This is a genomic window from Parashewanella spongiae, assembly GCF_004358345.1.
GTDB classification, from domain to species: Bacteria; Pseudomonadota; Gammaproteobacteria; order Enterobacterales; family Shewanellaceae; genus Parashewanella; species Parashewanella spongiae.
On the sequence record NZ_CP037952.1, the window covers coordinates 5,208,837 to 5,222,694 of the forward strand.

Consider the following 13,858-nt stretch of genomic DNA (forward strand, 5'->3'; position numbering starts at 1 on the left):
CATATTTATGATGTCATATGACTTTATAGCGACGTCATCATACACATGTGTAACTTCCTAACACTTTTACCTGATGATCTTGTTCAATTTTTGAAATAGCGTCTGAAATATTCACGTTATTAATCGCACCTTCAAGATCAATAAAAAACCAGTAATCACCGAATGATTCACAAGTTGGCCTCGAAATAATGGACAATAAATTAACCGAGTGTTCAGCAAAGCTATTCAAAATTTGACTAAGAGCCCCTGGAGAGTCGTTACCACTGGAAATGACAAGGCTGGTTTTATAACCATCTCTATTGGCTTTTGTTGTTAATTCATTTACATGAAAATGTTTATCTGCGCTTAACACCACAAAGCGCGTTTGATTATTGGGGTAATCACCCACATCCGTAACTTTCGAAGAAAACTCTTTCGTCATTACCGCATTGCTGGGTACAATTGCAGCGCTATTTTTGAGATTATTTTGTAACTGTTGTAACGATGCCATGTTGCTTTGTGTTTGCACCATACCAAGGTGTTCAAACTGGCTCAAAAACTTACTGCACTGATTTTTTGCAACAAATTGTACATAAATCTGTTTTATTGCATCAAAATCAGCTTCATTGCTGACAAAAGAAAATTGAATCGGCAATAAAATTTCGGCAACGATATGCAATTGTGCTTGAGCTAAGGCATCTAAAACTGGTGATACAAACCCTTCTGAGAAATTTTCAATCGGCACCACACCCAATTGACACCCTTTGCCAACCGCGTCAATAACTTTCAACAAAGAAGAAAAATACTGAATTTCATGTTGCAAAGCTTGTCCATGAATAAATTGAATTGTGGCCTGTTCAGTATACGTGCCACTAGGGCCTAACGTTGCGATGGTCTGCATAATCTCCGCTTGATATAGCCGCAGTACATATCAATAAACTAACGGTTCTATAAAAAATAAGAAAGTAAATATTTTCCTCTCGAAGTAGCGTTGTTTTTAAACAAACACAGGTATAGGCTTAGAGCCTTTGTTCATCGACTGACATGAGCGCTCTGCTTTAAGGCCGTTATTTTAGCCCGTTATTTGAACCACCAAATACCTGACGCTTTGGCTGATAAGTAAATTTTTTCAATGTCGCTGACTCTATTTGCGCAGAACCTCTATTGAGTAATTTTATTCTTAATAGCGATAGTATAAGATACGCGCCTTTTGTGAGTCAGTCTGGAGTATAGGTAGAAGATGCCATTCGCATTAGGTCAACGCTGGATCAGTGATACAGAATCCGATCTTGGTTTAGGTACCGTAGTACAAGTCGAAGGTCGTATGGTAACTGTATTGTTTCCTGCTACTGGAGACAACCGTATGTTTTCTCGTGAAGATGCCCCATTAACTCGGGTCATTTTTAATCCCGGCGACGTAGTTGAGAGCCATGAAGAATGGAAGCTCACTATCAGCGAAGTCAAAGAGCAAGGCAGTATTGTTGCCTATGTAGGTACTCGCAGTGATACCGATGAAGTCGTTGAGTTAAGAGAGACACTCCTTAACCACAATGTTCGTTTCAACAAACCTCAAGATCGCCTGTTTGCAGGACAAATAGATAGACTCGACCGTTTTGGTGTGCGCTATCGTTCGCAATTGCTGCGTCATAAATTAGCGACTTCTGATATTTTAGGTTTGCAAGGTCCTCGAGTCGGCTTGATCCCTCATCAACAGTGGATTGCTCATGAAGTGGGGCAACGTTTTGCACCCAGAGTTTTATTAGCCGATGAAGTCGGGCTGGGTAAAACTATTGAAGCTGGACTCATTATTCATCAACAATTACTGACTGGTCGTGCTGAGCGGATCTTGATCATCGTTCCTGATTCCTTGCGTCATCAGTGGTTAGTTGAAATGCTTCGCCGTTTTAACCTCAAATTCTCCGTATTTGATGAAGAGCGCTGTGTTGAAGCCTACGCCGATAATGACAATCCGTTTTATACGGAACAACTTGTCATTTGCTCTATGGATTTGCTGCGACAGAAAAAACGTCTTGATCAAGCCGTTGATGCCGATTGGGATCTCATGGTCGTTGATGAAGCGCATCACCTTGAATGGTCAGAAGAGGCGCCAAGTCGTGCTTATCGAATTGTTGAAGCCCTCAGTGACGAAATACCAGGAGTATTACTGCTTACGGCTACACCAGATCAATTAGGTCATCAAAGCCATTTTGCTCGATTGCGTCTATTAGATCCTGATCGTTTTTATGACTACGATGCATTCATTAAAGAAGAAGCAAGTTATCGTGATGTGGCCTTAGCCGCTGATGCACTCATCTCTCATCAAGAGTTCAGTAATCAACAATTGTCTACTGAAGCCATTAATAGCTTAACTGAGCTGTTATCTGAAAAAGATATTTCTTCAAGCATAAAGCAGATCCAAGCCGACGATATTCCAGACGAAGTTAAGCAAACTGCGCGTGAAGAAATGCTGCAAGAACTGCTTGATCGTCATGGTACTGGCCGAGTGCTTTACCGCAACAGCCGCGCTTCAGTAAAAGGGTTCCCGAAACGAATCTTTAATGCTTACCCTCATGCCATGCCAGAGCAATATGTTACTGCGGCACGGGTCAACGCCATGATGTCGACCAGTCGCCCGAGTACTGGCATTGCTCAGTTAGAGCTGAAAGTAAAACAAGCATTGAGCCCTGAAAAGATCTACCAAGCCTTCGACTCTGACAATGCGGCTTGGTGGAAATTCGATCCACGAGTTGAGTGGTTAATTGAATTTTTAAAAGAGCATCGCCGCGAAAAAGTGCTTATTATCGCAAGCCAAGCGGAAACAGCACTCAGCCTTGAAGAAGCACTGCGTACTCGTGAAGGTATTCAAGCGACGGTATTCCACGAAGGGATGTCGATTATTGAGCGTGATAAAGCTGGCGCTTATTTTGCTCAAGAGATTGCGGGTGCACAGGCACTGATCTGCTCAGAAATTGGTTCTGAAGGCCGTAACTTCCAGTTTGCCAGCCATTTGGTGTTGTTTGATTTACCATTAAACCCTGATCTATTAGAGCAGCGTATTGGTCGACTGGATCGGATTGGGCAAGAGAATGATGTCCAAATTCATTTACCATATCTTACAAATACGGCTCAAGAAAAATTGATGGCTTGGTATCACCAAGGCTTAAATGCTTTTGAACTGACTTGCCCAAGTGGTCATGTACTGTATAAAACATTCGCGGCTGAGTTATTAAGCTTACTTACGGCAGCAGATCTCAACTCCGAAGAAAATACCGAAGTGTTATCTCAACTGCTCAGTGACACTCAGGATAAGTACAAGGCGTTGAAGCAAGCCATGGAGCAAGGCCGCGATAAGTTACTCGAAATTAACTCCCATGGCGGTGACAAAGCCAAAGAGTTAGTAAAACGATTAGCGGCTCGTGACGAAGATACCGATCTTATCAGCTCAGTGATCCGCTTGTGGGACATTATTGGTGTTGATCAAGAAGATAATGGTGAAAACTCAATTATCCTAAAGCCAACCGAGCACATGCTTTATCCAAGCTACCCAGGGTTACCAGAAGACGGCATTACGGTGACCTTCGATCGTGAAACCGCCTTGTCTCGTGACGATATTGCCTTGATCACCCAAGAACACCCTATCGTTCAAACTGCACTCGACTTAGTAACGAGTTCAGAAACTGGCACCACCAGTGTAGCAATATTGAAAAATAAATCTCTGCCTGCTGGCACTCTGTTTCTAGAGCTGATTTATATGGCTGACGCCTCTGCACCAAAATCAAGTCAGTTGTATCGCTATTTGCCACCAACGCCAATTCGGGTGTTATTGGATAAAAATGGCAACAACTTGTCAGAAAAAGTCGATTACGACAGTTTTGATAAACAACTGAGTGCGGTAAATCGTCATATAGGCAGTAAACTGGTCAATGCCTCTCAGGCAATCATCCACCCATTATTGCCAAAAGCACAGGCTGTTGCTGAAGTAGAATTACAAAAGCTTGTCGATACGGCCCGTGAAGAGATGACAACTCAGCTCACCGCAGAGTTATCAAGATTAGAAGCCTTGAAAGCGATTAACCCTAATATTCGTGAAGACGAGCTCGATTATTTACGGGATCAAATGCAAGACTTACGTGGCTATATCGATGATTGTCCTTTGCAATTAGACTCCATAAGACTCGTGCTTGTAAGTCACGCGTAATATCTTTGTACCCATAGGGATCTAGCGATTTAGAAAGTACTAATTTTTGTCGTACCAGCGAAGGCTGGTATCCAGTGGCTTTTATAGAAAAAGCAAAGACACTAGACTACCGACATACAAAACTGTCGTTACTTCGTTTCCAGCCTGCGCTGAAGTGACGAGAGCTCGTCGGTATACTTTTTCCGCAACTTTCCTTAATCGATGTAGTGTCATTACCTATTTTCAGGTTGTGACACTGCCCATCCATTCCAATCCTATGAACAACTTCCAATTAAAGCCAACCACAACCATGTATTAACTTGAATACAGGAACAAATAAAAAGCAGATCTCTCATTACATTCCACTTTCTACCCTTACCTCTAATAAATTGAATGGTAATACCATTAATTACAGTAATTAAATGCTCAACTCAAAGCTATGTATGTGCTCAAAGTGCAATCGAAATTGATGAAGACACAGTTGCTCTACGTCAAGACAATTTTGAGAAGTAATTTTAGCACATACATGCTCCCGAAGGGCAAGGCTAAAGGGTTCCATTACTGTGTTACAAGCACTTCAATTATTCCGACAAAAGCACGAAGTGCGTTGAACGCCAGCTTTGTATGGCGGCCGTAGGGAATATAGTACTCGAGCTTGTGCCTTGCACTGAAACCCTTTAGCTCTTGTTGAGTGAGAGATTAATTACTGTAATTGGTATAACACTAGGGTCTGTTGATCTTTCAGGATTAAATTTTGTGCTATTTGAGCATTTATCTGTTCAAGGCGTGAGCAGTGATGCTTAGCCATCTAAGTGAGCTGGTCACAACACAGAACGGTGAATGCTCAAAAGCATCGAAAAAAGAGAGAGCGTAAATTGGTCGCTCTTTCTAAATAAAAGGTGCTGCGTTATCGTTTTCTTATTTGGAAACGAAGTAACGACAGTTTTGTATGTCGATAATAACCAAACCTCACAAACTCTGCCTTGCAAAAAATAACCAATTTATCGTTGCAAAAACAATCACGAAAGATCAACAGACCCTAGAATAATGAACAAAATTTCACGGATAAACCTTCAATAGATTGTTAATATGCTCATTAGAATTTAACTTGGAGATAAATAATGTCACAAAAGATAGCTGGAGCTACATTTTCGGGCCGTGCACTTAAACCTAATGAAAGCTACCAAAATTCAAATCCATCTTCCACAAGTCAACTGGTTCAGCTAGGAAAAAAGTCTTATCAAGCACAACCCACTCACTCGGATAAAAGTACCGATAAAGCAAACGGCTTCATGCGACAACATAAAAGTTATGGCACATAATAATCATCTGTTATTTGTAGCAAATTTTGATATAACTCATTCAATATCGTAAACAAATATCATTCATTATTGATAAATAAAGTCCTTTATCACTTACTGCAACTAAATACCTAGCAATAAAATTTTTAAAAAACATACCACCGGTTAATTTTTCACCTACCAAACCGCTAAACTATTAACAAATTTAGAATATATGACTATTTCACATAACATTCGTGATAATATTGACGCTCGCCAAAAATATACTGATTACAAATTATGTAGTTACAATAGAGTATTTATCTGACCTATTTATACTCTAGGTGCAGTCAAAAATAATCCTGATTACCAATTAAACTCAGTCTAAGTTAGAGTTAATTAGGGTATCTCATTGAACTGTCTAGTTAGTATGTCGTCATACCAGCGTAGGCTGGTATCCTGCGCCTTTTCTTGGAGCGAGAGAAAGGCGCTAGACTCCAGCCTGCGCTGGAGTGACAACAAAACTAGCTGAACTTTGTAGGTGATCAGGAAAATAATTCGAATATACTCTGCATTAACCTAAAAACATCAGTTGAACGCTGAGTATATGAGTAACTGTTTGAGCAATACGATGATTTTATTATCATGTTTTTCACCCAATGAGTGAAATGCTCTACGCTTGAGAACGCAGTCAACTGATGTTTCTAGGATTAAAGTGATGAATAACAAGGACTCACACCACTTATGACCACTAAAGTACTCATCTGTGATGATTCAAGTATGGCTCGTAAACAAATGGCTCGTGTGTTGCCCAAGGATTGGGATGTGTCTCTTACTTTTGCAAACAACGGTCTTGAAGGCCTAGAAGCTATTAAAGACGGTAAAGGAGAGGTCGTTTTTTTAGATCTCACCATGCCTGTGATGGATGGTTATCAGGTACTGGCAACGGTGCAAAAACTCGATTTGCCATCATTGATTATTGTGGTCTCTGGCGATATTCAACTGCAAGCCTTTCAAAGAGTAAAATCCCTTGGTGCACTCGACTTCATTCAAAAACCCATTAGTTCTGACACGCTAAACAATACTCTTCAAGAGTATGGAATTTTTACCAGTTCGGCTGTGGGTGAACTCAGTGATACACCCATGCTTAAAGTTGACCTTCGAGATGCTTGCCAAGAAATCGCCAACGTCGCCATGGGACGAGCCGCAGACTTACTCGCCAAACTGCTGGATGTATATGTATTGCTGCCCATCCCCACTGTTAATGTACTAGAAGTCAGTGAGCTAACTATGGCGTTAAAAGCCACAGAAGAAAACCAGCAAGTGTCGGCGTTGTGCCAAGGGTTTATTGGCGCAGGAATAGCAGGTGAAGCCCTGTTACTGTTTCATGATTCTAGCTTTGAAGACATGGCCAAACTCATGGGGATCAAAAACCCAGATTCGAGCCAAGCAGAAATTGAAGTACTCATCGATACCGGTAATGTACTGATTGGCGCCTTTTTAAATGGTATTTCTGCACAACTTGATATGCCCTTTAATCAGAGCCACCCTGTGGTGCTTGGTCGCCATTGTACCGTCAACGAGCTCATCCATGATAATGCCGAAAAGTGGCAACGCACGCTGGCGATGGAGATCAATTATCGGATTAAAGATCACAACATTCAATGTGATCTATTAATGCTGTTTACTGAAGAATCAATGCCAACTTTAACAAATAAAATAAGCTACTTAATTGACTGACCGAGCAACTGCCAATGTCTGATAACACTCATCATTTAAGCGAATTCCACTGGCTGATTGAAATGGTTCAAACCATTGAAGTCGGTATCGTGGTGCTGGATCGCAATTATAATATAAAACTGTGGAATGGTTTCATGGAAAACCACAGTGGCGTTTCGCCCAATATTTTAAAAGACCAAAATTTATTTCAACATTTTGCTGATTTAGATACCGAATGGCTGAAGAAAAAAATGGAATCGGTTTTTTTACTCAAAAACCGTGCTTTCATCAGTTGGGAGCAGCGACCTTTTGTATTTTGCTTTAAAAATTATCGCCCAATCACTGGTCGCGCCGCGCATATGTACCAGAATGTCACTTTGCAACCTTTGGTATCTTTAACCGGTGAAGTCAGCCACATTAGCATGATCATTTATGATGTCACCGATATTGCAATGAATAAATTGCAGCTCAATAATGTTAACCAAACGCTCGAACATTTATCCCAAACCGATGAACTCACTCAGCTAAATAACCGTCGCCATTGGCAACATTGTATGGAACGTGAGTATGAGCGGTTCAGCCGCTACAACACAGCTTCCAGCTTAGTGATGTTAGACATCGATCATTTTAAGAGTATTAATGATCGTTTTGGCCATCAGATCGGTGATGTCGTGATTCAGCGCGTCGCCCATATGTTAAGCCAATCATTGCGCGAAACCGATTGCGCGGGGCGTTACGGTGGCGAAGAATTTGCAGTGGTATTAGCTAATACCAACAGCAAAGACGCGATAAGTTTTACTGAACGATTAAGAAAACGAGTTGAACAGGTTGAGTTTATGGCTGACGACGATGTGTTTCGTGTCACCGTTAGCTTTGGTATCTGTGACTTAAACGATGATATTAAAGACAGTATTAGTTGGCTCTCATTCGCCGATAAAGCGCTTTATCGAGCCAAACTTAATGGCCGAAATCGCAGTGTGATATACCGCGATATCAGCGGAGATGAAAAGTTACATTAAGGGGTGTTGTCTTAGGGTCTGTTGATCTTTCAGGATTAAATTTTGTGCTATTTGAGCATTTATCTGTTCAAGGCGTGAGCAGTGATGCTTAGCCATCTAAGTGAGCTGGTCACAACACAGAACAGTGAATGCTCAAAAGCATCGAAAAAAGAGAGAGCGTAAATTGGTCGCTCTTTCTAAATAAAAGGTGCTGCGTTATCGTTTTCTTATTTGGAAACGAAGTAACGACAGTTTTGTATGTCGATAATAACCAAACCTCACAAACTCTACCTTGCATAAAATAACCAATTTATCGCTGCAAAAACAATCACGAAAGATCAACAGACCCTAATGTAATGTTTCTTTTTGTTCGGCTTCAACATCGTCACCAATAAAGTAAGTACCCCAACCTTCATATTCTACTTTTTGTTTTGTGGCTAGCTGCAACAGTTGCTCGCACGCTTTGTCGAGCAACTCAAGATCTAATCTATGATTTGAAACGGCATCAAAACAATAAACAACACGACCATCTTCTAATTCAAGTTCTTCAGCATCATTCACTTCATAACCCAATTTAAACGCTTCAACCGCGACCTTTTCAAGGCGATCAAAATTATGAGATACAAAGTGGTGTTCAATAATATACTCAGCATCAGGCTCAGAGCCATCGGCCAATAATTCACTCACAATCAAGCGATTCTCTTCGCGTTGCTCTTGTATCTGTTGCTCAATAGACATGGGTTACACTCCATTTAAAATTCGAAGTTGATTTTACACTAAAATAATGGGCAATTAAGCCAAATGCCAAAAATTATCTGTGGGTAGTTTTAGGCTCATATTCAGTTAATACCAATTACAGTAATTAATCTCTCACTCAGTAAGAGCTAAGGGTTTTCAGTACAAGGCTGTATTTCGAAGTACTATCTGAATAACTCAAGAGCATGCAACGCAGTAATGGAAGCCTTTAGCCTTGCCCTTAGGGAGCTTGTATGCCCTCACTTTGATTTATAAAGAATACTTCACAAAATTTTCTCAACGTAGCAATGTAATAACGACAGTTTTGTATGTCGGTAATAACTATGTTTTCACCAATTTCGTTAGTAATTTGTGCGCATACATAGCTCTGAGTTGAGTATTTAATTACTGTAATTGGTATAACTTGTCATACAAGCGATTGATGCGTCATTAATAGCAATCCCTTTGGGTAAAATATTAGTTTGTCTTTGATTCAGCTTGCAATGACAAATGCAAAATAATAATGAGTAAGTGATCTAGCAATTTAGAAAGTACCAATCTTTGTCATATCAGCGAAGGCTGGTATTCAGTGGTTTTGTAGAAAAAGCAAAGGCACTAGACTACCGACATACAAAACTGTCGTTACTTCGTTTCCAGTCTGCGCTGGAGTGACGAGAACTCATCGGTATACTTTCTTTCGCAACTTTCCTAAAAATCCATAAACAACATAAAAGCTCAACAGCCTTTATTTAGCATTATTTTAACGTTTATTTGAAGATAACTTATCGGCTTCTACATTTAAATCATTCAATTTTACTTTCATGATTTCGAAAACGTTATCGGCCAATGTTCTCGCATCAGACTTGGTTAAGGATTGAGTCTCAATCGGCGCCAGCATTTCAATTATGACCGTACCGTTATTCCAACGGTTCAAGTTAATATTATTTTGTGAACTGGCTACGACTGGAATGACCGGCGCATTGGCGGCGATTGCGGTATGAAATGCACCTGATTTTAATGGCAATAAACCTCGCCCACGTGAGCGCGTACCTTCAGGGAAAATCCATACCGATAAACGATTTTTTTTCATTTTTTCAGCAACCGCGGCCATAGTACTGACTGCACGGTGACGATTACTTCGATTAATTAAAATATTTCCAGAAAGCCAATAGATCTGTCCAAAAAGCGGCATCCAGGCTAAGCTTTTTTTCCCAAGGCTTACAGTCCCTTTTGGTACAGCGGCAGTATGGGTAAAAATATCATAATTATTCTGATGGTTGGCCACATAAACATTTGGCCCTTCGTAATGCTTTTTAGGCAGGCGTAGCACCAGTTTTATCCCGAGGATGGGACAAACCTTAGAAAATATCTGCGCTAAAACGTGAACATTATCTCGATGCCTAGGTCGCACCACACAAAAAACCATGCTAAAGACAAACAACAAAGCCAGCAATACTGCCAATATTAAACAACGAATAACTAATAACACAAACTGACTCCAATAAAAAACCGACGCCAGTATACTGCAATTGATCCACGGCATCAGTAAAAAACACTTTGGTAGTTAAACCTAAATAAATCGGTTGAACGCACAATTTAACTTTAATCTATTGAAGTTAAATACAAAGTTAAACAACCCGAATTCACCCATCAGGTAAGTGCTGAACATTCATATACTTACCAAAATCACCGCTAGCTGCGTTATAAGTTTTGCAAGTAGAAACGAAGTAACGACTGTTTTGTATGTCGGTAACCATTACTTGCTGCTATTCATGCCTTGCTATCAGTAATTTTTCTGCGTATATGAACGCTCCCAACCGATTTATTTAGGTTAAATCAAAATTAACCTTCATTTTCTTGCTTAGCCTCTAACGCAAGAATACTCTTACACAAATATCAAAACCAATTAATGAAATTGTCATGTCAAATGAAATCAGCTTGCTTTCTTATCAAGAGGTTAAAGCCACTTATTTGCAAAGAATTCAAGAACAAGGTATCGAAGCGACGCTAGGTAACATGACAGTAAATGGCAAACATTATGCTGTTATCAAATGCTCACCAAACCTTGATGTGTTTGAAAGCCAATTGAAGGCTGTTGACTATGATCACACTTCAATTGCCAATGTTTTAGCTAAGTGGTGCAAAATAATTTTCGGAAACGAAGATCCAAGGATTAAAACTCAGCTATCAGTTTTTTTTAACCTCCCAGAAATAAAGTCAGAAGCACGGCTGAAAGAAGCTGAATATCAGGCTCGAATTGCTGTACAACAGCGAACCACAAGCACTCTTTACGTCGAAATGATAGACGTACCCGCAGTTGAATTTTCAAATGAAGAATTAAATCATACCATTGACCTCGAATCATTAGGAATAACATCAAGCACACTCTCAGAAGAGGAGTTAACTGAAGATGATGAGTTAACTGTAGATGAGGATGAAATAAATTTTAGTGCTTTTCCTATTTATCAATTACCTGCTTTATTAACAATGTTGGACGATTTGCCGTTGTTTGTCTTCAAGATACTGCGGACTTTATCCCCAAAAGAAAAAGAAGCATTAGATACTATAGTTAATCTAAGTGATATTGAAGAACAAGTGAGAACCCTGATTGCTGATCCACAAACGGCAGCGCAAAGGCAAGTGAGCAATCATTATATCAGTATCTTGGTAAAAGCCATCGATGAACTCCCCTTACCTAAGTCAGAGTATTCAGCGGCTTTTCCAAATTGCCCAATCAGCTTTGAGTCACTCACATTAGAAAACGCTATGGAATTGAATTGTCGAGGTGTTTGGAAACCCATATCACGAGACAGCATAAAAAGCGTGATAACTAAAAAACCAATCAACCCACTCAACAATGATCTATTAGATACAAGCGACTTTCGCCAATTCAGTTCACCCTATCAATCAGACAGCAACGAGACTCATACCACCAGCACTTAGTCATTGAATCTAAATAAATCGGTTGAACGCACAATTTAACTGACACTGCGCACATAGAATAGTTATGAGTTTAAGGTTAAATAAGAAATCACTTTTTATCTATGCTTTACTTAAAATTAACCGATATGAACATTTTTACAACGCGAAAATGAGTAACCATTCATTAATTTTGGGTTTTTAATAGATGTGCTCAATGTCAGATTTAACTTTAATCTTTGAAGTTAAATACTAAATTAAACAACCCGAATTCACCCATCAGGTGAGTACTGAACATTTATATACTTGCCAATTTACTTAGGTTGAAAATACGATTACTTTAGCCCAAGTCGTTTTGCCAAGCGATGCAAATTACCAGGATCCAATTTAAGATCTCGTGCTGTGGCGGCCCAATTATTTTTATTACCTGTTAACACTTGGTGAATATAATCGGATTGAAACTCATCCACAGCTTGCTTTAAACTCAACCCTTTCACAATTTTTGTAGAAGCTTGTGTAGTACCGACTTGCTGCGAGTTGTCAGTAACAGATTCACTGAAATCAAAATGTTGCGCTTTAATGGTGCAGAGTTCACTTTCTGATTGAGCTCGAGCAATAATTCCGGCGCGATGAATTGCATGATCGAGTTCGCGTACATTTCCTGGCCAGCCATATTGATTAATGAGCATTAATGCACTGGAGCTTAACTTCAGGTGCTTTAGACCCAATTTCTGACGGTAGCGTTCAACAAAAAAGCCTGACAATAAGGTGATGTCACCATTTCGTTCACGCAGCGGCGGCACCAATATAGGAAACACACTTAACCTATGATACAAATCGGCACGAAAACGGCCTTCCATCACTTCTGTTTTCAGCTCTTTATTGGTCGCGGCAATAATGCGAACATCCACTTGTTGACTACGATCGTCACCAATTTTTTGAATATCGCCATATTGCAATACTCGCAATAACTTGGCTTGTAGCGATAATGGTAACTCACCTATTTCGTCAAGAAATAAGGTGCCGTTATCGGCCATCTCAAACTTGCCTTTTCGATGACTGATGGCTCCTGTAAATGCGCCTTTAACATGACCAAACAACTCGCTTTCGGCGACACTTTCAGGCAGTGCCGCACAATTTAGGTACACTAACAGCTGCCCGCTACGGCGTGACTTTTTATGTACCGCTCGGGCGACTAACTCTTTGCCAGTTCCCGTCTCACCCGTGATCAAGACATTCAAATCACTATTCGCTACTACTGCGACTTCTTGATTCAAGCTGAGCATGGCTCGCGACTGACCGACCATTTCAGAATCTGCTTCATGATCTACGTGCTCATCATCATTAGCATTACCAGCGTGATCTTGCACAGCTCGTTGCTCTAATCGTTCAATCATTAAGGCATTATTCAGTGACACGGCTGCAATTGCGCTTAAACTACGTAACTCAAAATCACTGAATTGATCGAACTGCTCAGGATCAAAGCCATCAATGGTTACCGCACCAATTAATCGTTCATTGGCAAACAAAGGCAAACCAATACAAGCGTGAACTTTAAGCTCCTCACCTTGATTAGGGATTAACCCGTCATAAGGATCGTCTAAATCGCTGTCTGCCGGAAAACGAACCACATCACCAGCACGAGCGATTGCTTCTAACCTTGGATGTTCAGCCAAGACAAATCGACGTCCAATGACATCATCATGTAAACCATTTATAGCTAAAGGTGTAAAAAATTGCCCGTGATAAGACAAAAGTGCGGCCGCATCGCAATGGAGATTTTGCCTAATGGTGTCCAGTAAACGTGAAAATCGATCACGATTCGCCAGTCCAGAGGTGATGTCTAACGCAATACGAGTGAGATCAGATTGACTCAGTGCCATCGTAGCTTCCTCATTGGTATGAGACGGTGTGAACATAAAACAAATTCTCCTAAATACCGCGATGATCGCAGTGTCACTTGAACAAGAGTCACTTTAACACTCTGAGAATTTGTAAAATTTGATCCACATTAAAAAAGGAGCCCATAAGGGCTCCTAAATATTCCTAAC

Annotated in this window: 9 protein-coding genes; 5 read left to right on the plus strand and 4 right to left on the minus strand. The window is 40.3% G+C overall.

From position 1 onward, the window contains the following. Positions 1–37: 37 nt before the first annotated feature. A complete protein-coding gene (pheA, locus tag E2I05_RS20650; protein ID WP_121853498.1) occupies positions 38–880 on the minus strand; it encodes a prephenate dehydratase in 843 nt (280 codons plus the stop codon). 339 nt (positions 881–1,219) lie between these two features. On the opposite strand from pheA, the gene rapA reads away from it, so the two are divergent. From rapA to E2I05_RS20670, 4 genes are all read left to right on the plus strand, one after another. Further along, the gene (gene rapA, locus E2I05_RS20655; RefSeq protein WP_121853499.1) at positions 1,220–4,177 is read left to right on the plus strand and encodes an RNA polymerase-associated protein RapA; all 2,958 of its coding nucleotides are present in this window, start codon (positions 1,220–1,222) and stop codon (positions 4,175–4,177) included. Positions 4,178–5,277: 1,100 nt separating this feature from the next. Then, the gene (locus tag E2I05_RS20660; protein ID WP_121853500.1) at positions 5,278–5,478 is read left to right on the plus strand and encodes a hypothetical protein; all 201 of its coding nucleotides are present in this window, start codon (positions 5,278–5,280) and stop codon (positions 5,476–5,478) included. Positions 5,479–6,180: 702 nt separating this feature from the next. Next, complete coding sequence (locus E2I05_RS20665; protein WP_121853501.1) at positions 6,181–7,176, plus strand: response regulator; 996 nt, start codon at positions 6,181–6,183, stop codon at positions 7,174–7,176. 14 nt (positions 7,177–7,190) lie between these two features. After that, the gene (locus tag E2I05_RS20670) at positions 7,191–8,174 is read left to right on the plus strand and encodes a sensor domain-containing diguanylate cyclase (protein WP_121853502.1); all 984 of its coding nucleotides are present in this window, start codon (positions 7,191–7,193) and stop codon (positions 8,172–8,174) included. 327 nt (positions 8,175–8,501) lie between these two features. Here E2I05_RS20670 and rraB read toward each other — a convergent pair whose 3' ends face one another. Both rraB and E2I05_RS20680 read right to left on the minus strand, forming a co-directional pair. Then, positions 8,502–8,891 carry a ribonuclease E inhibitor RraB gene (rraB, locus tag E2I05_RS20675; protein WP_121853503.1) on the minus strand — a complete coding sequence of 130 codons (390 nt, stop codon included), beginning with the start codon at positions 8,889–8,891 and terminating at the stop codon, positions 8,502–8,504. Positions 8,892–9,648: 757 nt separating this feature from the next. Further along, a complete protein-coding gene (locus tag E2I05_RS20680; protein WP_121853504.1) occupies positions 9,649–10,377 on the minus strand; it encodes a 1-acylglycerol-3-phosphate O-acyltransferase in 729 nt (242 codons plus the stop codon). Between the two features lie 431 nt (positions 10,378–10,808). Between E2I05_RS20680 and E2I05_RS20685 the strand changes: the two genes are divergently transcribed. Further along, positions 10,809–11,831 (plus strand): hypothetical protein, encoded by a 1,023-nt coding sequence (locus tag E2I05_RS20685; RefSeq protein WP_121853505.1) that lies wholly within the window; start codon positions 10,809–10,811, stop codon positions 11,829–11,831. A 311-nt stretch (positions 11,832–12,142) separates the two neighbouring features. Here the strand turns inward: E2I05_RS20685 and norR are convergent, their stop codons facing one another. Next, positions 12,143–13,690 carry a nitric oxide reductase transcriptional regulator NorR gene (gene norR, locus E2I05_RS20690; RefSeq protein WP_121853507.1) on the minus strand — a complete coding sequence of 516 codons (1,548 nt, stop codon included), beginning with the start codon at positions 13,688–13,690 and terminating at the stop codon, positions 12,143–12,145. Positions 13,691–13,858: the final 168 nt, after the last annotated feature.